The sequence below is a fragment of the Oceaniovalibus sp. ACAM 378 genome (genome assembly GCF_008085915.1).
Lineage (GTDB): Bacteria > Pseudomonadota > Alphaproteobacteria > Rhodobacterales > Rhodobacteraceae > Oceaniglobus.
Genome location: NZ_VSJK01000004.1, coordinates 165,037 through 184,355 on the forward strand (window position 1 = coordinate 165,037; position 19,319 = coordinate 184,355).

At 63.0% G+C, this 19,319-nt stretch carries 21 protein-coding genes; 7 read left to right on the forward strand and 14 right to left on the reverse strand.

Features of this window, described 5'->3' with window-relative positions; translation table 11 throughout:
• Positions 1 to 89: 89 nt before the first annotated feature.
• Positions 90 to 1,196, reverse strand: a complete 1,107-nt coding sequence (gene aroB / locus FQ320_RS06780; RefSeq protein ID WP_148470953.1) for a 3-dehydroquinate synthase — start codon at positions 1,194 to 1,196, stop codon at positions 90 to 92.
• 36 nt (positions 1,197 to 1,232) lie between these two features.
• A complete protein-coding gene (locus tag FQ320_RS06785; RefSeq protein ID WP_148470954.1) occupies positions 1,233 to 1,802 on the reverse strand; it encodes a shikimate kinase in 570 nt (189 codons plus the stop codon).
• 105 nt (positions 1,803 to 1,907) lie between these two features.
• Here FQ320_RS06785 and FQ320_RS26320 point away from each other — a divergent pair, with 105 nt between their 5' ends.
• The 4 genes from FQ320_RS26320 (at position 1,908) to FQ320_RS06800 (ending at position 6,174) form a co-directional block, all read left to right on the forward strand.
• Positions 1,908 to 2,042: a hypothetical protein gene (locus FQ320_RS26320; protein WP_255509395.1), complete on the forward strand. Its 135-nt coding sequence runs from the start codon at positions 1,908 to 1,910 to the stop codon at positions 2,040 to 2,042.
• The gene (locus FQ320_RS06790; protein ID WP_148470955.1) at positions 2,032 to 3,585 is read left to right on the forward strand and encodes a hypothetical protein; all 1,554 of its coding nucleotides are present in this window, start codon (positions 2,032 to 2,034) and stop codon (positions 3,583 to 3,585) included. The genes FQ320_RS26320 and FQ320_RS06790 overlap by 11 nt, the downstream gene beginning before the upstream one ends.
• Complete coding sequence (locus FQ320_RS06795; protein ID WP_148470956.1) at positions 3,582 to 4,541, forward strand: site-specific tyrosine recombinase XerD; 960 nt, start codon at positions 3,582 to 3,584, stop codon at positions 4,539 to 4,541. The genes FQ320_RS06790 and FQ320_RS06795 overlap by 4 nt, the downstream gene beginning before the upstream one ends.
• A 325-nt stretch (positions 4,542 to 4,866) precedes the next feature.
• Complete coding sequence (locus tag FQ320_RS06800) at positions 4,867 to 6,174, forward strand: HlyC/CorC family transporter (protein ID WP_148470957.1); 1,308 nt, start codon at positions 4,867 to 4,869, stop codon at positions 6,172 to 6,174.
• A 102-nt stretch (positions 6,175 to 6,276) separates the two neighbouring features.
• On the opposite strand, the gene FQ320_RS06805 is transcribed toward FQ320_RS06800, so the two are convergent.
• From FQ320_RS06805 to FQ320_RS06815, 3 genes are all read right to left on the reverse strand, one after another.
• Positions 6,277 to 7,749, reverse strand: a complete 1,473-nt coding sequence (locus tag FQ320_RS06805) for a carboxypeptidase M32 (protein ID WP_148470958.1) — start codon at positions 7,747 to 7,749, stop codon at positions 6,277 to 6,279.
• Positions 7,750 to 7,811: 62 nt separating this feature from the next.
• The gene (gene ctaA, locus FQ320_RS06810) at positions 7,812 to 8,963 is read right to left on the reverse strand and encodes a heme A synthase (protein WP_148470959.1); all 1,152 of its coding nucleotides are present in this window, start codon (positions 8,961 to 8,963) and stop codon (positions 7,812 to 7,814) included.
• 78 nt (positions 8,964 to 9,041) lie between these two features.
• Positions 9,042 to 9,776, reverse strand: coding sequence for an RNA methyltransferase (locus tag FQ320_RS06815; RefSeq protein ID WP_370513028.1), 735 nt, complete (start codon positions 9,774 to 9,776; stop codon positions 9,042 to 9,044).
• Positions 9,777 to 9,853: 77 nt separating this feature from the next.
• Between FQ320_RS06815 and FQ320_RS06820 the strand changes: the two genes are divergently transcribed.
• Both FQ320_RS06820 and FQ320_RS06825 read left to right on the forward strand, forming a co-directional pair.
• Entirely contained in the window at positions 9,854 to 10,192 is a 339-nt protein-coding gene (locus tag FQ320_RS06820) for a TfoX/Sxy family protein (protein ID WP_148470961.1), read from the forward strand.
• Between the two features lie 54 nt (positions 10,193 to 10,246).
• Complete coding sequence (locus FQ320_RS06825; protein ID WP_148470962.1) at positions 10,247 to 10,864, forward strand: thiamine phosphate synthase; 618 nt, start codon at positions 10,247 to 10,249, stop codon at positions 10,862 to 10,864.
• Here FQ320_RS06825 and FQ320_RS06830 read toward each other — a convergent pair.
• The 3 genes from FQ320_RS06830 to FQ320_RS06840 form a co-directional block, all read right to left on the reverse strand.
• Positions 10,861 to 11,694, reverse strand: coding sequence for a 1-acyl-sn-glycerol-3-phosphate acyltransferase (locus tag FQ320_RS06830; protein WP_148470963.1), 834 nt, complete (start codon positions 11,692 to 11,694; stop codon positions 10,861 to 10,863). The two genes, FQ320_RS06825 and FQ320_RS06830, sit on opposite strands and share 4 nt — an antisense overlap.
• A complete protein-coding gene (locus FQ320_RS06835; protein ID WP_255509396.1) occupies positions 11,691 to 12,473 on the reverse strand; it encodes a GNAT family N-acetyltransferase in 783 nt (260 codons plus the stop codon). The genes FQ320_RS06830 and FQ320_RS06835 overlap by 4 nt, the downstream gene beginning before the upstream one ends.
• Before the next feature lie 98 nt (positions 12,474 to 12,571).
• A complete protein-coding gene (locus tag FQ320_RS06840) occupies positions 12,572 to 12,754 on the reverse strand; it encodes a DUF3553 domain-containing protein (RefSeq protein WP_148470964.1) in 183 nt (60 codons plus the stop codon).
• Between the two features lie 33 nt (positions 12,755 to 12,787).
• Between FQ320_RS06840 and FQ320_RS06845 the strand changes: the two genes are divergently transcribed.
• Positions 12,788 to 13,393 (forward strand): histidine phosphotransferase family protein, encoded by a 606-nt coding sequence (locus FQ320_RS06845; protein ID WP_187393797.1) that lies wholly within the window; start codon positions 12,788 to 12,790, stop codon positions 13,391 to 13,393.
• On the opposite strand, the gene FQ320_RS06850 is transcribed toward FQ320_RS06845, so the two are convergent.
• From FQ320_RS06850 to FQ320_RS06875, 6 genes are all read right to left on the reverse strand, one after another.
• On the reverse strand, positions 13,383 to 14,648 hold the full coding sequence (locus FQ320_RS06850; RefSeq protein WP_148470966.1) for a glutamate-5-semialdehyde dehydrogenase: 1,266 nt from the start codon (positions 14,646 to 14,648) through the stop codon (positions 13,383 to 13,385). The genes FQ320_RS06845 and FQ320_RS06850 overlap by 11 nt on opposite strands.
• A 105-nt stretch (positions 14,649 to 14,753) precedes the next feature.
• Positions 14,754 to 15,890: a glutamate 5-kinase gene (proB, locus tag FQ320_RS06855; protein WP_222861577.1), complete on the reverse strand. Its 1,137-nt coding sequence runs from the start codon at positions 15,888 to 15,890 to the stop codon at positions 14,754 to 14,756.
• The gene (gene obgE, locus FQ320_RS06860) at positions 15,890 to 16,924 is read right to left on the reverse strand and encodes a GTPase ObgE (RefSeq protein WP_148470968.1); all 1,035 of its coding nucleotides are present in this window, start codon (positions 16,922 to 16,924) and stop codon (positions 15,890 to 15,892) included. Before obgE ends, proB begins: the two co-directional genes overlap by 1 nt.
• A gap of 63 nt (positions 16,925 to 16,987) precedes the next feature.
• Entirely contained in the window at positions 16,988 to 18,019 is a 1,032-nt protein-coding gene (locus FQ320_RS06865; RefSeq protein WP_187393798.1) for a GNAT family N-acetyltransferase, read from the reverse strand.
• A gap of 14 nt (positions 18,020 to 18,033) precedes the next feature.
• Positions 18,034 to 18,573, reverse strand: coding sequence for a GNAT family N-acetyltransferase (locus FQ320_RS06870; RefSeq protein WP_148470970.1), 540 nt, complete (start codon positions 18,571 to 18,573; stop codon positions 18,034 to 18,036).
• Positions 18,570 to 19,175, reverse strand: a complete 606-nt coding sequence (locus FQ320_RS06875) for a LysE family translocator (RefSeq protein WP_148470971.1) — start codon at positions 19,173 to 19,175, stop codon at positions 18,570 to 18,572. Before FQ320_RS06875 ends, FQ320_RS06870 begins: the two co-directional genes overlap by 4 nt.
• Positions 19,176 to 19,319: the final 144 nt, after the last annotated feature.

The window sequence follows — 19,319 nt, forward strand, 5'->3', positions numbered from 1 at the left end:
CGAACACCCCCCGTCTTGCCAAGTGCAATCGACAGACGGGCCGGTTGTCAGGGCCAGCGGGTCACCTGAAACGGTGTCGGAAGGACGGATCAGTTGCGCGCGTCGTCCAGTGCGGCCCGCACCACATCTGCCGGAACGTCACCGGTGACGAAACTGTCCCCGATGCGGCGCGCCATCACAAAGCGCAACTGCCCGTCCACGACCTTTTTGTCCTGCGCCATCAGCGCGATCAAAGCATCACTGTCCGCCAGATCGCCGGGGATGTCCGACAGATCGGTTTTCATCCCCATGCCGCGCAGATGCGCGCGCACCCGGCCCGGATCCTCTTGCGGGCACAACCCCAGCCGCGCCGACACGTCAAAAGCCAGCGCACAGCCAATCGCCACACCTTCACCGTGCAGCAGCCGGTCGGAATACCCGGTGGCGGTTTCCAGCGCGTGACAAAAGGTGTGGCCAAGGTTCAACAGCGCACGCTCGCCCTGTTCGGTTTCGTCACGGGCAACGATATCGGCCTTCATCTGCACCGACCGGCGCACCGCCTCGGCGCGCAGAGCCGTATCGCCCCGGGCCAGCGCAGGTCCGTTCTGTTCAAGCCAGCTGAAAAATGCCTCATCCCCCAGCAGTCCGTATTTCACCACCTCGCCATAGCCAGACAGGAATTCGCGCCCCGTCAGTGTGTCGAGCACTGAAATGTCGGCCAGAACCAGCGAGGGCTGGTGAAACGCACCTATCAGGTTCTTGCCCGCGCCCGCATTTATCCCGGTCTTGCCGCCGACCGAACTGTCAACCTGCGCCAGCAAAGATGTCGGGATCTGCACAAACCGCACGCCGCGCCGCAGGATCGCCGCAGCAAACCCCGCCAGATCGCCGATCACGCCGCCGCCAAAGGCCACCACGACATCGCCCCGTTCGACCTGCGCCGCCAAAAGCCAGTCAACGGCACGGGACAGTTGTTCCCAGCATTTGGTCGATTCGCCGGGCGGCAGGGCCAGAGCCTCCATCGAGATACCGCTTTCGGCCAGACCCGCCCGCAAAGCATCAAGATGCAGCGCCGCGACCGTTTCATCGGTCAGCACCGCCACCTTCGGGCGACGCAGCAGCGGCGCGATTTCGGCGCCCGCGCGGGCGATCAGGCCCGCAGCGATCCGCACATCATAGGACCGCGCACCCAGCGCCACCCGAACCGTTTCGGTCATCTTTTGTCTCCTGCAAATCTGCCTGTCATGGTCCGGTCAAGGCCCGGTCAACACGTCGGGCCGTTCCAGCAGCGCGGCAATCACCCGATCAACCATGTCCTCGATCGTGAAACCCGCCGCGCTTTGCACCTTGAGATCGGCCTGCTCATAGATCGGCACCCGCGCCTCGAACAGCTCTGACAAGGTGCCCAACGGATCGGCTGTGCGCAACAACGGGCGCGAATCCTTGTGGCGTACCCGGCTCCACAGCAGTTTCAGATCGGCGCTCAACCACACCGACACGCCCCGCTGCGATATCATCTGGCGGTTGCTCTCGGACATGAAGGCGCCACCCCCGGTGGACAGGATCGCCGGATCGTCCTGCAACAGCCGCCCGATCACCTGAGTTTCCCGGGCGCGAAAGAACGTCTCGCCATCGCGGGAAAAGATTTCTGCGATGGTGCGGTTCGCCGCTGCCTCAAGCGCGTGATCGGAATCGCGGAATGGCACCGACAACTGCCGGGCCAACGCCGTGCCTACCGCTGTTTTGCCCGCACCCATCATCCCGACAAGCACAACCGTCTTGTGTAGTTGAAATGGCACTCTGGCATCGTCCCGCTTATTCATGGTTTCGATCCCTTGAATGGCGTGATCTTACCCGAAAGACCATATATAAAACCTGCCAAGGACCATAGAGTCCGCCCAAGGCAGGCCCCCGGGAAGGGAAACCAAATGTTCAGACTATTCAAAGTTCTCGTATTTCTTGCACTTGTCGCTTTTGTCGGGCTGACCGGCTATGCCTATCTTGGGGATATGAGCCCGGTTCAGTCCGAAGTGGTGGAGCCGGTGACCCTGGATGGCAAGTGACCCGTTGCGCCATGTTTTGACGTGCCTGCTGCTGTCGCTGCCCGGGGCAGCCATGGCACAGGGGCCGCTTTCGGCAATCGACTGGCTGTCGGACAGTGTGATTTTGCCCGCCCCCGTTGCCATGCCGCGCGCAGCCCCCGCCACGCCCCCGGAACCCGATGTCGCGATTTCGGCGCTGCCCGAACAGATCACCGTGTCGCCGCTGGGGGCACCATCGCCTGATTCTGTCGGGCTGGTGCCTGCGCGGCGGTTGGGTCTGCCGGACGACCTGTGGGGCGCATCGTCTTCGGTGACGCTGGCGCGGCGTCTGGGCGAACTTGATATTCCGCAACTGCCGGCCCTGCGCGAATTGCTCAAATCCATGTTGATCGCCGAACTCGATCCGCCCACCGATTCGGGCAGCGACCGGACGTTGTTCTTGGCGCGGATCGATGCGCTCTTGTCCATGGGTGCGCTAAGCGAAGCGTCAGAGCTGCTGGACCGGGCCGGACGCACCGAGCCTGATTATTTTCGCCGCTGGTTCGACATCTCGCTGCTGACGGGAACCGAAAATCGCGCCTGTACCAGAATGCGGGCCCTGCCAAAGATTTCGCCAACCTATGCCGCGCGGATTTTTTGTCTGGCCCGGGGCGGCGACTGGCAAGCGGCGGCGCTGACACTGGGCACGGCCAAGGCCCTTGGTCTTGTCGATCCGCGCGAGGATGAACTGCTTGGCCGGTTCCTGTTGGATGAGCTGACCGACCACGCGGCCCCCTTGCCGCACGAACGCAACCCGACACCGCTGGTGTTTTCCATGTATGCCGCCGTGGGCGAACCGATCGCGACGGGGAACCTGCCGATTGCCTTTGCCCATGCCGATCTGCGCCCGGTAACCGGGTGGAAGCCGCGCATCGCTGCCGCCGAACGGCTGGCCCGGGCCGGAGTGCTGACGGGTGACACACTGATCGCGATCTATTCCGAGCGCGAGCCCGCGGCTTCGGGCGGGGTCTGGGAACGGGTCCAGGCAATGCAGGTCCTGGGCGTGGCGCTGGATCATGCCGACGAGCCCGCCATTGCCGCCGCCCTGCCCGATGTCTGGCACGGCGCCAAGGACACAGAGACCGAGGTCGCGCTGGCCGATGCGCTGTCTGACCTTCTGAGCGATCTGCCGCTGACTGGGGCGGCGGCGGATATCCGGCTGCAACTCGCCCTGCTGTCCGAAACTCCGTCCAACGCCGCGGCGCCCGAAGCGCCGACGCCGGATCAGGCGTTCTGGCTGGCGCTGGCCGCCGGCACCCCCGAGGCGACCGTCCCCTCGGGTGATCTGGCCATCGCCCTGCGCGACGGATTTCTGGCCGAAGGCGCCCCCGTGCGTCTGCAATCCCTGCTGGACCAGAACCGCAAGGGCGAAGCGATCCTGCGTGCCTTTGGACTGTTCCGTCTGGGGGCTGATGGCAATTTCGACGCCTTGCAGGATGCTGTCGCCCTGCTGCGCGCCGTTGGTCTGGGCGATGTCGCCACCCGCGCCGCATTGCACCTGCTGATCCTGGACCGGCGGGCATGACCGACGACATTCAGGTGTCGATGCCGCGCCGCATCCAGACCTTCCTTGAGGCGCAGGCCGCCGAACTGGACGCCGCCGAAAACACCCAGCTGGCCTATGCCCGCGATCTGAAGGCGTTTTCAGACTGGCTGGACAGGAATGGGCTGAATTTTGAAACCGCCATGCGCGACCATATCGAAGGCTTCATGATTGCCTGCGATGCCGAAGGTCTGGCCCGGTCAACCCGGGCGCGGCGGTTGTCGGCCATCCGACAGCTTTACCGCTTTGCCTTTGAAGACGGCTGGCGGATGGACAATCCGGCGATCCAGATCAAAGGCCCGGGGCGCAGCAAACGTCTACCCAAGACGCTGAGCGTTGACGAGGTTGACCGGCTGATCGACGCGGCCCGCACAACTGGGCGCACCCGAAATGACCGGCTGCGCAACTTCTGCCTGATGGAACTGCTTTACGCCACCGGGATGCGGGTCAGCGAGTTGGTATCTTTGCCAATGGCCGCCGGGCGTGGCGATCCGCGAATGCTGTTGGTGCGTGGCAAGGGTGGCAAGGAACGCATGGTGCCACTTTCGCCCGGTGCGCGCGATGCTCTGGCCGTCTGGCTGACCGTCCGTGACGAGGCCGAAGAAAGCGGTAAACCCTCAATCAAATCCGCCGGTAAACCACCATCAAAGTTCATGTTCCCCACCGGAGCGGCGCTGGGTCATCTGACCCGGCACAGGTTCTATACCCTGATCAAGGAAATGGCCGTGAACGCCGGTGTCAGCCCCGACAAGGTGACGCCGCACACCCTGCGCCATGCCTTTGCCACGCATCTGTTGGCCGGGGGTGCCGATCTGCGCTCGATCCAGACCCTGCTGGGACATGCGGATGTGTCGACCACTGAAATCTATACCCATGTTCTGGAGGATCGGTTGCGCGAACTTGTTTTGGAGCATCACCCGCTTGCGCAGGAAACTTGACGCACCTGTGACCCTGATGCCGAAAGATCATTGATCGAAAGCCGCGTTGATAAAATCGTGATGGTATCCTTGACCCCTGATCGCGATGCAGTAGCCTCGCCCCCTGGTAGCGGTGCAGCCACCTCGCCTCCGAATAACGATGCAGTCACCTCGCCCCTCAATTGCGGTGCAGTCGCCTCGACCCTTAAACGCGATGCAGTTGCCTCGACCCTCAATTGCGATGCAGGCGCGCCGTCTCGCACCCGCGCCGCCCTTGAAAAACGGCGGTTCTCTGCGCATAAGTCACCTGCCCGCCATCTGGGCAATCTCAGGAAAGCCTATTGCTATGGAAACGGGCACCCTCGTGTTCGACACTGCCTTCTGGATCACCTCGGGCGCCATTCTGGCGCTACTGGTCTGCTCGGCGTTCTTTTCGGGTTCGGAAACCGCGCTGACCGCCGCATCGCGTGGCAAGCTGCGGTCGCGCGCCGACAAGGGAAACAAGGGGGCCGCGCGCGCGCTTGAGATTACCGAGGACAACGAACGTCTGATCGGATCGGTCCTTCTGGGTAACAATCTGGTCAATATCCTTGCCACTTCGCTGGCGACGGCAATGTTCACCCGGCAGTTCGGCGAATCCGGCGTGGTGGTGGCCACGGTGGTGATGACGCTGCTGGTGCTGATCTTTGCCGAAGTCCTGCCCAAGACCTATGCGATCACCAACGCCGAAACCGCAGCCTCGGGTGTGTCCCGTCCGATCATGCTGGTCATCAAGATGTTTTCCCCCTTGGTCAGCGCCGTGCGCGCGCTGGTGCGCGGCGTGCTGCGCCTTTTTGGCGTCAACGCCGACCCCGACGGGCGAATTCTGGCCGTGCGCGACGAAATCGCCGGAGCGCTCAGCCTTGGACATTCCGAAGGCGTGGTCGAAAAGGAAGACCGTGACCGGATTCTGGGAGCGTTGGATCTGGCCGAGCGGACGGTCGAGGAAATCATGCTTCACCGCAGCAAGATCGAGATGATCGACATTACCACCCCGGCGCAGGATATTCTGGACCAGTGCCTGAAATCACCGCACACCCGGCTGCCGATCTTTCGCGACACACAAGAAGAGATTGTCGGCGTGATCCACGCCAAGGATCTGTTGCGCGCGATGTTCGCCCGGCGGCAGGACGTGCCCGACAATGGCGACCCTTTTGCAGGGTTCGACATCCTGAAAGTGGCAATGAAACCGTATTTCGTGCCCGAAACTTCGACCCTCGACGATCAGATGCGCCAGTTTCTGCACCGGCGCATCCATTTCGCATTGGTGGTGGACGAATACGGCGCGCTGCAGGGGTTGATCACGCTTGAGGATATTCTGGAAGAAATCGTCGGCGAGATCACCGATGAGTTCGACAGGGATGCGGAATACCCCCTGCGCAAGGTAGAGAGCGGCGATTATATCGTCGACGGTTCAATGACGATCCGCGACCTGAACCGCGCCACCGACTGGAACCTCCCCGATGACGAGGCGAACACCGTGGCCGGACTGGTGATTCACGAGGCGCAGACGATCCCCAATCAAGGGCAGGTGTTTTCGTTCCACGGCTTCCGGTTCGAAGTGGCGCAGCGCAACGACAACCGGATCACCCGGTTGAAAATCCGCCCCGTCTGACGCCGGACCGCCTTGTTTTTGACCGTTCGGCCCTTGGCAGGGTCAGGATTTGAGTATTTGTGCAAAGAAGAAGCCCGGGCGCGCGCACCCCGCACCCGGCGCTCACAAGTGGTAGATGGCGGCGTATTTGGCTTCGAGATAGTCGAGCAGCGGCACTTCGGAGGGTTCGAAACCGCAGGCGTGGCGGATCGTGTCGCGGGGTGGGCGCAATCCGCCGAAAGTCTGCAAGTTGCGGCGCAGCCAGTCGGTCGCAGGCGTGGTGTCGCCCCGGGCAAGATGATCGTCCAGATCGGGAACGGCATCGCGCAACGCCTTGTGCAGGCACCCCGCATAGACATTTCCCAAGGTGTAGGTCGGAAAATAGCCAAACAGCCCGACGGGCCAATGGACGTCCTGCAACACGCCATTCGACGGACGGTCGACCGCGATTCCGAAATCCGACAGAAAACGGGCGTTCCATGCCGCCTCAAGATCAGCAACGTCCAATGTGCCGGCGATCAACTGCCGTTCAAGATCGAACCGCAGCAGGACGTGGAGGTTATATTGCACCTCGTCCGACTCGGTGCGGATGAAACCGGGTGACACGCGGTTGACGGTACCGTGGAAATCCGCCGCATCGCTGATGCCGAAATCGCCGAAGGTCGCGCGCATTCTCTTGAACAGATGGCCGGTAAAGGCAGAGGAGCGGGCCAGCTGGTTTTCATAGATCCGGCTTTGGCTTTCGTGCACGCCCATGGAGACGCCCTGCCCCAGCGGTGTCAGCAGATGTGCCTGATCGATGCCCTGTTCATAGGCGCCGTGGCCGACCTCGTGAATCGTCGAATAGAAACAGTTGAACGGATCGATGGCGCTGGTGCGGGTGGTGATGCGGACATCGTTTCCCGACCCCGACGAAAACGGATGCACCGCTTTGTCGATCCGCCCGCGCCCGGTGTCATAGCCAAAGGCAAGCGCCAGTTCCGCCGACAGAGCCATCTGGCCGGCCTCGTCATAGGTGCCGCTCAGAGACGCCGGTTGTCTTTCGGCCCCGAGCACCCGTTCGCGCAGGGCGACCAGACGCGGACGCAGGGCGCCGAACATCTGTTCCAGCCCCGCGCCGGTTGCACCGGGCTCGTAATCCTCAAGCAGTGCGTCATAAAGATCGCCGCCATCGGCCAGTGCAGCGGCCTTTTCGCGGGTCAGATCCAGCACGGTGCGCAGGGTGGGCAAAAATTCCCCCACATTTTCCTGCGCCCGGGATTCCGCCCAGATACCCTGTGCCAGGCTGGTCGTCCGCGCCAGTTCCGAAGCCAACCGGGCGGGCACCCGCGTGGTTCGATCATAGGTATGGCGGATCAGGCGCAGGTTGGCCGTGCCGCTGTCGTCCGGCGCCTGTGCCGATTCCAGCAGCGCACCGATCCGCGGATCGGTACGGCGGGCGTGCAGGACGCCTTCGATCGCGGCCATTTCCTCACCCCGCTGAGTGGCGGACCCGCGCGGCATCACGGTTTCCTGATCCCACCCCAGCCGCATGGCAACCTGTGCCAGCGCCTCGGTTTCGCGTTGGAATGCCATCAGTTCATCGAATGCAGACATGGAAAGCTCCTGAAGTGAGGTCAGCGGCGCGGGGTCAGCCGCGCAAAGGCAACGGCGCGGGGTCAGCCGCGCAGGGATTGGGCCACGGGGAAACGGGCCTGATGACTGGCGCGCAGGATCAACACCCAAAGCACCACAGCACCGCATTGGTGGACAATGGCGATATGCCAGGGCGCCTGATAGATCACCGCGCCGATGCCGAGCAGCATCTGCAACCCCGCCATCGCCAGCACAGAGTTAAAGCCGAACCGCGTTGCCTTGCGGGGCGAGCGGCGGGCGCGCCACCAGATGCCGACAATCAGCGCGAACAGCAGGTAACCGGCCATCCGATGCATGAATTGTACCAACCCCGGATCCTCGAAGAAATTCCGCCACAGCGGGGTCAGCCCAAACGGATCGGGGGGAAAGAAACCGCCCGCCATCAAAGGCCAGTCGGGAAACGACCGCCCTGCATCGATGCCTGCAACCAGCGCCCCAAGCAGGATCTGCACAAAGGCCGCGCCGGTCAGCCATGCACCGGCCCTGGCCAGTCCCCCCTCGCGGTTGCGCCGCGCCTGCAACAGGTCAGCCTCGCTCCGGCCCAGTTGCAACACATACCAAGCGATCAGCCCGAGGATGACAAAGGCCAGTCCCAGATGGGTCGCGAGCCGATAAGACGCCACGAAAAGCGCCGCGCCGCTGAGCCCCGATGTCACCATCCACCAGCCGATTGCGCCCTGCATGCCGCCCAGCACGCCGATACCAAGCAGCCGGCCCGTCCAGCCCACAGGGATCTTGCGCGCCAGCAGAAAGCCGAAGAAACCCAAGCCCCAGACCAGCCCGATCACCCGACCAAGCTGGCGATGGCCCCATTCCCACCAATAGATGAACTGGAATTCGGACAGGGTCATCCCTTTGTTTTGCAACTGATATTGCGGGATCTCGCGATATTTTTCGAATTCGGACTGCCAGGTTGCGGCATCCATTGGCGGCAGCGCTCCGGCAAGGGGGCGCCATTCGGTGATCGACAGGCCGGAATCGGTCAGACGGGTCAGACCGCCAACCGAGATCATCACCACAACCAGCGCAAACAGCACCATCAGCCAGACCCGGATCGCCCGTCGCGCGCCGCGCGGCCGGGCATCGATCATGCCGCCTTTCGGGGTGGTGTCACGGGGGCGGTCGGCCCCGACCTCTTCGAAAATCGCCCGGCCGCCTGATCTTTTTTCGCTCATGTCGCCCTCTCGGTTGCGCCGGACCCTAGCTTCGCGCCCCCGGGTGTCAATAACGCCGCGCCGGTTTGCGGCATCTGTTCACCGGTCATGACGACGCAGCAACTGGCGCAGCACCCCGTGCAGCATCCGCACGTCGGCATCTGTCAGAGGCAGCCGCGACCACAGGTTGCGCAGGGTCAGTTTCATCGACGCCGCCTTGTGTTCAGGAAAGAAGAAATTCGCGTCATCCAGCCGATCTTCATAGTGGCGGGCCAGCGCGTCGATCTCGGCACCTGTGGCGGGAGCATGCCCGGCCCAATGGGTGGTCTGCGGCGCCGGGCGATCCACCTGACGGCGCCACTCATAGGCGGTCAGCAAGACGCATTGCGCCAGATTGAGCGAGGCGAACTCGGGATTGACCGGAACCGAGATCAGCGCGTTGGCCTGCGCGATATCGTCATTTTCCAGCCCCGCGCGTTCGGCACCAAACAGCACCGCGACCTTGCCGCCCGCCGCGATCATCGCCGCCGCTTCGGCCATCGCCGCCTCGGGGGTGTAGACCGGGTTGGTCATGTCGCGGGTGCGCGCCGTGGTGGCAAAGGTGAAGGTGCAATCAGCAATCGCACCGGCAAGATCGCCGTGCACCGTCGCCGCATCCAGAACCCGCCCCGCCCCGCTGGCCAGAGCATTGGCACGCGGATTGGGCCAGCCATCGCGCGGATCGACAATCCGCATCCGCGACAGGCCGAAATTCAACATCGCCCGCGCCGCCGCGCCGATGTTTTCGCCCATTTGCGGACGCACCAGCACGATGGCGGGCTGTGGGTTGGTCATCATATCCTCGCCGGGTTGCCGGCTGCGTGATACGGTGCGCGGGCGGCACGTTCAAGACGTGCAGGCAAGGAGGACGGATGGCATACGATGATGGAATGGCGGCGCAGCTGCGCGACGATCTGGGCGATCTCGAAGGTTTGCGTGAGGTAAAGATGTTCGGCGGGCTGTGTTTCATGTGGCGCGGCAACATGTTGTGCGGTGCGCATGGGCAGAACGGCGGCGGCGGATTGATGCGGGTGGGCAAAGACTGGCACGCCCGGGCGCTGTCCCTGCCCGGCGTGCGCCCGATGGCGATGACCGGACGGTCGATGACCGGCTTCGTTGATCTGGACGAGACGGCGATGGGAGACGACACAGTGCGCGCCGCCGCTTTGGCAATGGCAAAGGAATTCGTCGGTGCCCTGCCGGCAAAGTAGCCAAGCCCCTCGAACCCCGCTATAGGGGCGCGAACGCTTCCAAAGGACATCCCGATGGCCGATGCCGACCGCCCGCAGCTTTACCTGATCACACCGCCCGATCCCGACCTTTCACAGTTCCCCGACACGCTGTCGCGGCTGCTCGATTCGGTCGAGGTGGCCTGTGTGCGCCTGCACCTTGCCACCCGTGACGAAGACCGGATCGCCCGCGCCGCCGACGCGCTGCGCGAGGTCACCCATGCCCGCGATGTGGCGTTGGTGGTGCAGGACCATGTGCTGCTGGTCGAGCGGCTTGGACTGGATGGGGTGCATCTGGTTGAAGGCACCCGTTCGGTGCGCAAGGTCCGCAAGGATCTGGGTGCCGATGCCATCGTCGGCGCGTTCTGCGGTGCTTCGCGCCATGACGGAATGGCAGCGGGCGAATCCGGCGCGGATTACGTCAGCTTTGGCCCCGTCGCGGGCGAATTGGGCGATGGCAGTATCGCCGGCCACGATCTTTTCGAATGGTGGTCGGACATGATCGAAGTGCCGGTCGTTGCCGAGGGCGGTTTGCACGGCGAACTTATTGCTGCGCTCGCGCCGGTTACCGATTTCTTCGGTATCGGCGAAGAGATCTGGCAGGCCGAAGATCCGTTGGGCAAGTTGCAAGAGTTGATGAAGAACATCGCCTAAGCCTTTGGTTCAACGTCGATCAATGCCATTGCCACCACACCGCCCAAATGCCCGGCGATGGTTTTGCGGTTGGCAAAACCTGAGACCGGGACGGGCGGGTGGAACATCACATCGACCCTCCCTTGACGCACAGCGCCAAGGATTTTCAACAGATGTGTCCCAAAGTCCATATCGCCCCACCAGCCATAGAATCGCGGTTCCTGCCCAGCGGGTGCAGCATAGATCACCGTCACCGGCTGAATCTGCAGGACGTCCCGCAGATCATCCGCAAAAAACGATCCGAAAAGTGTTGATTTAAAAGGCAAAACCCTTTTTCCATCGGTCGAGGTGCCTTCAGGAAAGAACAGCATCCTGTGCCCCTGCAACAGGCGCGCGGCCAATCTGTCGCGGTGTTTTGCCGCCTCGCGCGGATCGCGGCGGATGAACAGGGTGCCGGTCGCCCGCGCCAGCCAGCCGATGGCCGGCCATCCGGCCACCTCGGATTTCGACACGAAATACACCCGGTCAGCGGCGTTCAGCGCAAATATATCCAGCCAGGATGAATGGTTCGCGACCACAGCGCCGCGCCCCTGCATCGGTCGGCCATGAACACGGTACCGGATCCCGAGGATCACAAACGAAACCCGGCACACCCCTCGCGTGATCCAGGGTGTCACCGGCCGCGCGTCGCCGGACAACGGTCTTTCGACCAGCCGCGCCAGCAACAATATCGCCAGCCCGCCAAACACCACCGCGCCCAACATCACGCCGCGCAGCCCAACCAGCGCCCAGCCCACCACGCCAAGACGCAGCGGCTCTGGCGGGGAATCTGAGTCCCACGTCGGACTCATGGCCGGTCCCGCGTATAAAGATCCCGCTGCCGCAGGTTCATGTTTGCAGTGTCCAGCACAAGGCACACATCCGTTGTGTTGAACGCAAGATCGACCCAAGCCCCCAGACCCACAAACCCGCCCAGCCGCAGATATGCCTTGATCAGCGCCGGAACCGCCCGCATCGCTGCCGCCCGGTCGATGGCGGCTTCAGTGATCACATCCATCGCGATTCCGTTGGGCGGACGTGCCCGCACCCGCAACGGCTCAGGCGCCAGATGCCGGTGATGCAACACCGACAAGGGCGCAGCCAGCGCCGCCGTATCGGTGCCGTGAAACGACGCGGTGCCAAAAAGCACTTCGATTCCATGGTCCTGCACGTAATCGGACAGGGCTGCCCACAGATGCATCATTGCCATACCGCCGCGATAGTCGCGGTGGAGGCAGGACCGCCCAAGTTCCAGCAACCGCCGTCGCCCCTCAAACAGCGGCGCAAGATCGTATTCGCCTTCGGAATAAAACCCTCCGGCGTCCCGGGCGCCGTCCTCGCGCAGCAGGCGATAGACACCGACGACCCGGTCGTCCTCTGGACGCAGATCGTCGAACAGCAAAAGGTGATCGCAGAACGGATCGAACCGGTCGGCCTCACGCTTTGTAACATGATCGACCAAGGGTCCCCCGGCGCCCAATTCGCGCACGAATACCGAATATCGCAGACGTTGAGCCGCAACCAGATCATCGGCGGTTTCTGCCAGTCGGCAGGTAAACCGGGGCGCGGGGCGCGGCATCGGGCGGGTCATCCCTTGGTCGCCTTAAACCTAATCAGTTTCGTTGACAAAATTTTAACAGTTTCCGACATAACTATGTATTAACGAATTCAGAGGCCTTTGCAGCAAGATCAGGGATCGAAAACCGGCACGAGTTCGATATTGGCGCCATTGATCACGGTTTTCCCGGCATGGGGAAACATCACCGTGATCATCCCGCCAATGTTGGACTGGACCTGCCCCAGACCCCAATCGGGGCGATCGGGGTGGCGCACCAACATGCCGGGCGACAAGATCGAGTTCATCCCTCTCATCGCCGCGCGCCCAATACCAAGATGAAAGACGCCATGCGTGACCTGACCGATCCATCACTCGACCTCATCGCCCTTCTCGGGTCGCGGATTTGCCATGACCTGATCAGCCCGCTGGGTGCGATTGGCAACGGGATAGAGCTTTTGGCGATGTCCGGTCTGAAGCAAACCCCGGAAATGGCATTGATTTCCGAAAGCGTTGAAAATGCCAATGCACGCATCCGGTTTTTCCGCGTCGCTTTTGGCGCCGCCGGTCCCACGCAAGAGATCCGGCGCAGTGAGCTCCTCTCGATCCTTGGGCCCCTGTCCTCGCTGCGGGTGCGGATCGATTGGCAGGTGTCCGACAGCGCGTTGCGGAGCGAAGCCAAGCTGGCGTTCCTGCTGATCCAATGTATGGAAAGCGCGTTGCCCTGGGGCGGCACGATCACCGTCTCGAAAATCGGCGATCGCTGGCAGCTGAAGGGCACGGCAGATCGGATCAAGGAACTGCCCCACCTCTGGCCTCTGATCTCGCAAGGGACAGCAACCGAAGAGATCACCCCATCCGAGGTGCAATTTCCGCTGGCCCACCGCGCCGCCACCGAGATGGGCGTGCGGGTCGATTGCGATATCACCGGGGGTGCCATCACGCTCAGCTTCTGATCGCGCCGTTGCCGGTCACGAGATATTTGAAACTGGTCAGTTGCTCGGCCCCCACCGGCCCCCGCGCGTGCATCTTGCCCGTGGCGATACCAATTTCTGCCCCCATGCCGAACTCGCCGCCGTCCGCGAATTGGGTTGATGCATTATGCATCAGGATCGCAGAATCGAGCCTCTGAAAGAATCGCGCGACCGCTTCGTCATCCTCGGTGATGATACAATCGGTGTGATTGCTGCCATATTCGCGGATATGGGCAATGGCGGCATCGATATCATCCACCACCCGGGCGGCGATAATCATGTCCAGATACTCGCGCCCCCAGTCGGAAGTCTCTGCAGGGGTCACGCCCTTGATCGCGGCAAGCACCCCGTCGGCCCGCACCTCGACCCCGGCATCCAGCAGCGCGTTGATCACGCCCTGACCGATGGTGTCGGCAATGTCGCGGTGAATCAGCAGGCATTCAGCGGCACCGCAGATCCCGGTGCGGCGGGTCTTGGCGTTCAGCACCACGCGCAGCGCGGTTTCCGGGTCCGCGTCCTTGTCCAGATAGATGTGAACAATGCCTTCGAGATGGGCGAAAACCGGTACGCGGGCCTTTTCCTGCACCAGCCCGACCAGCCCTTTGCCGCCGCGCGGCACGATGACGTCAATCGTCTGTGTCATCGTCAGCATTTCGTCCACCGCTGCACGGTCACGGGTCGGCACAAGCTGAATTGCGTCACGTGGCAGACCGGCGGTGGTCAGCCCCTGAACCAGACAGGCGTGGATCGCCCGGGAGGAATGGAAACTCTCCGAACCGCCCCGCAGAATCACCGCATTTCCGGCCTTCAGGCACAGCGCCCCGGCATCCGCCGTCACGTTGGGGCGCGATTCGTAGATTACCCCGATCACGCCCAGCGGCGTCCTGACCCGGCGGATGTGCAGCCCGTTTGGTCGGTCCCACTCCGCCGTCACTGCGCCCACCGGATCGTCCTGAGCCGCGATGCTGCGCAATCCGTCGACAATGCCCTGAATGCGGGTTTCATCAAGGGTCAGCCGGTCCATCATCGCCTCCGACAGTCCCTTGTCCCGGCCAAAATCCAGATCAAGGGCATTGGCGGCGATGATCTCGGCCCGCGCCGACCAGACCGCATCGGCGGCGGCATCCAGCGCCTGCGCCTTTTGCGCTGACGGGGCAAAGGCCAACGTGGCGCTGGCAGCGCGGGCGCGCTGACCGATGTCGGCCATCAGAGCGGGAATGTCGGTGAAATCCTTCATGGTCGGAGCCTTTGGCAGAGTGTGCTTTGAGTATTTATACAAAGAAGAAACACGAAGTCACAGAGTGTGAATGTCACCGGGCGCGAATGTCACAGCGTGCCAATGTCACAGCGCCATATCATCCCGGTGGATCAGCGCGGCGCGTCCGGGATAACCCAGAACCGATTCGATATCGCGGCTGTGGTGTCCCATGATCGCCCGTGCCTCATCCGCTGTATAGCGCGTCAGCCCCTGCCCCAGCGTCTTGCCTCCCGGCGCCGACAGGGTGACCGGATCGCCCCGTCCGAAACTGCCGGACACCGCGGCAACCCCGGCGGGCAACAGCGATTTTCCGGTGGCAAGCGCCTGTGCGGCCCCCGAATCCACCGTGATCACGCCGCGAGATTTCATCGCCCCGATCCACCGTTTGCGCGCCGCCTGCGGATCGTCCTGGGGCATGAACCATGTGGCATTTGCACCATTTTCAAGCGCCGTCAGCGGGCAGAGCGCGAAGCCGTCGGTGATTGCCATGGCACAGCCGCCTGCGGTGGCGGTCCGGGCCGCCATCACCTTGGTCTTCATCCCGCCCTTGGACAGGCCAGATCCGGCGTCACCGGCCATCGCTTCGATTTCCGGGGTAATGTGATCGATGGTGTCAAACCGATGCGCGCCGGGGTCGCTGCGTGGATCGGCGGTGTACAATCCGTCAACATCCGACAGCAGCACGCATTGATCGGCCCCGACCGTCACCGCGATCTGCGCCGCCAGCCGGTCGTTGTCGCCAAACCGGATCTCGTCGGTCGCCACGGTGTCATTCTCGTTGACGATGGGCACTACACCCAGCGCCAGAAGCTGTTCCAAAGTGGCGCGGGTGTTGAGGTAACGCCGCCGATCCATGGTGTCTTCCAGCGTTACCAGGATCTGCGCGGTGATCAGCCCATAGGGCTCAAGCGCTTCCTCATAGGCGCGGGCCAGTCGGATTTGTCCGACCGCAGCCGCCGCCTGCGCCTGTTCCAGCGCCAGTGCGTCATAGCCAAGGCCAAGGACGCCCCGCCCCAGGGCGATGGACCCCGAGGACACAAGAACCACGTCCGTCCCCCGCGATTTGGCCAGAGCCACATCCTGTGCGAGTGCCAGCAGCCAGTCGCGGCGCAGCGCGCCCGTTGCCCGGTCGACCAGAAGCGCCGAGCCGATCTTGACCACCAACCGCCGGGCAGCGACCAAGGAGACGGCCGCCGTTCTGGAAGCCGCCGCAGATGTCATCAGGGACGCCATGCTTCACCGGTGCCGTCTTCGGCATGGGTGCGCAGACGGTCTTTGGTGATCTGGCTGCGCACGGCGCGCAACACTTCGGTCAGACCTTCGCCAGTGACGCCCGACAGCATCATCACCGGGCCAGCAACGGCTTCAAGCGCTGTGCGGGCCGCCTCGCGTTCGTCATCGTCCAACGCATCGATCTTGTTCAGTGCGGTGATACACGGCTTGTTGGCCAGTTCGCCACCATAGGCCGCCAGTTCGTCGACGATGGTCTGCCAGTCGGCGGCGACGTCTTCCGAAGTGCCGTCAACCAGATGCAGCAGGATCGAACAGCGTTCCACATGCCCGAGAAACAGCGTGCCCAGCCCGCGCCCCTCATGTGCGCCTTCGATCAGGCCGGGAATATCGGCCATGACGAATTCGGCCCCGTCCACGCCGACGACGCCAAGATTGGGCACCAGGGTTGTGAACGGATAATCCGCGATTTTCGGGCGCGCATTGGAAGTGGCGGCGAGGAAAGTCGATTTACCCGCGTTCGGCATCCCCAGAAGTCCGGCATCGGCGATCAGTTTCAGCCGCAGCCACAGCGTGCGTTCCACACCCTCCTGGCCTGCGTTCGCGCGGCGCGGCGCCTGATTGGTCGAGGATTTGAATTGCAGGTTGCCCCAGCCGCCATTGCCGCCCCGGGCCAGCACCACACGCTGGCCCAGCTCGGTCATGTCGGCGATCACGGTTTCCTGATCTTCGTCCAGAATCTCGGTTCCCACGGGGACCCGCAGCACGATGTCGTCTCCAGTCGCGCCGGTTTTCTGCCGCCCCATGCCATGCTGGCCGGAATTGGCAAAGAAATGCTGCTGATAGCGGAAATCGATCAGGGTGTTCAGCCCATCCACCGTCTCGACGATCACATCGCCGCCCTTGCCGCCGTCGCCGCCATCGGGCCCGCCGTATTCGATGTATTTCTCGCGGCGAAAGCTGATTGCGCCGCCGCCGCCGCCGCCCGAGCGGATGTGAACCTTGCAGAGATCGAGGAACTTCATGACTATTGCTTTCCGGCTGGTGCTGCCGCGATAAAGGGTTTTCGGGTGCGGCTCAAGTGCCGGTCAGATTTCGCGCAGATCACCGCGTTGCAGCCGATAGACAATTATGCCCTGTTCGCGCCCGCGTGCGGCCGAAATGCCGGTGTCGGTGTGGGTCTGAACGAAACCTGCATGACGCAAGACGCCGCCGCTGGCCGGATTGTCATCGAAATGGTCGGCCCAGACAGTCTGGACGTCAAATCGCGCCATGGTATCGTTCAGGAAATGCACCAGCGCCTCTTTCGCATACCCACGCCCCCAATGTCGAGGATCGAGGAAATACATGCAGGTGACGGTGGGCCGACCCGGTATGTGCCCGATCCCGATGGCGCCGATCATCCGCCCCCAGCGGGTGATCGCCACCCGAAACCCCAGACGTCCGCGGTATCGCCACGCATCCAGCCAACGGCGCGCGTCGGATTCGGGCCAAGGCAGCGGGATATTGAACAGCATCCGCGCCACCGCGTCCTGACCGGCGATCCGCATCAAGGGCGCAAGATCTCCATCGCGCAGTTCGCGCAGGGTCAGGTGTGGCGTCTTCAATCGATATACCCGCCGGGCAGCCCATGTTTCGCGCGACAGTTCCATATTGTGCGATGTAATGGTCTGCGCCAGAGTTCGTGCCTCGACTCCGGTCGTGCCGGTATAGACGAACCCCTGTTTGATCAGCACGCGGGACGATCTTTCGTTGCCGCTGAAGTGGCCGGCATGAATGATTGTCCGACGCCGGTCGGCGAACACCGCATCTGTCACTGCATCACAGGCTTCGGTCAGATATCCGCGCCCCCAGGCCGCCCGCGCCAGCCAATAGCCAAGCTGGTCGCGGTGGCTGATGATTCCCTGCAACCCGGCGTCATCGCAGATCGCCCAGGTCTGCCCGGGTGCGGCGGCATCGCTGGCCAGAAAAGCTTCGGCGTCCGTGATGCGATAGGGATAGGGCACGACCCCCAGCCATTTCGCCACCTCATAGTTGCCGACGCCCGTGACGATTTCGTCGGCATCCCCGGGCGCCAGCGGGCGCAATAACAGGCGCGGCGTGCGCAAATGGTGCGGCACGCCGTTCACTGCTCTCAGCCCAGCTTCAACGAATAGGTCCAGGTGCGGACCATGCCACCCCGGGCAACCGAATAGGTTTCGGCGTCCCCAAGATAGGCGAAACCTGCATTGGTCAGCACCCGGGCCGAGGCGGGATTGTCCTGAAACACCGATCCGAAGATGGTTTTTGCCCCCTGCGGGCGGGCCGCGATCAATGCGCGTACGGCATCCGACGCCAGCCCGGTGTTCCAGGACGCAGGCGCCACCCAATAGCTGATTTCCGACTGGTCGCGGTCAAGCCGTTCCAGCGCGATGACGCCCAAAACCTCGGGTTGGCCAGAGGCACTGCCATCCATCACCCAGATATCTTCGACGCGCATCGGATCGCCCGCGCGGGCGATGAACGCTTCGGTCGCACCGGGTGGCAGAGGGTGCGGGAACATCCGGGTGCCCCGCGCCACACGTTCATCCGACATATGCATGGCCAGAAGCCCGACATCGGACCGGCGCACCGGCCGCAGGATGAATCTTTCGGCATCGATCACCGTTTGATCCGCTATGGTCTCCATTTTCATGACGTTCCTCCTCCGAACAGCACAAATATGACACTAGCTACAGTGAGAGCAGCCAGCGTCCGCATCAAATAACTTTCCTGCCGCGTGCCCGCAAAAGAACGCGCGATCAGATCTCCTCCCAGAGTCCAGACAGGATGAAATACAATCTGGACTATCATAAGACAGATGGCGATTGTTATCGTGGCCTGCAAGGTGTCAGTGCCCGGCGTCACAAAGGCTGTGAATCCGCCGGTGATCATCGCCCATGCCTTGGGGTTCAGCGGATGGACGATCAAACCTTCGACAAATCCGGGCGGATCCGGCGCTCCGACTTTCGGGCCCAGCCGCATGCCCGCCACCCGCCAGGCCAGCCAGCAAATATAGGCGGCGCTGGCGTATTTCAGCGCTGTGAATACGCCGGGGTACCGCGTCGCCAGTGCCATAAGGCCAAACCCGATGGGCCAGATGATCAACTGCTTGCCCAGCACGACACCGGCAACAAACGGCAGGGCCGCACGTAAACCATGCGCCGCCCCGGTCGCCATCAGCGCCATATTCGCCGGGCCGGGCGTGCCAACCTGACTGGCTGCAAAGATCAGGAACGAACCCACCGCAACGCTCATCTGAACACCGGGTGATTCGGACCGGCCGAAACCAATCGGGACGGTGCGGCAAGCAACGCCGGCCTCAGTACGGTCGGATATTTCGCGGCATCCAACATGGTTTGATCCCTTTCGCCCGTGATTGCCCCGGCTTTACCAAGCAGG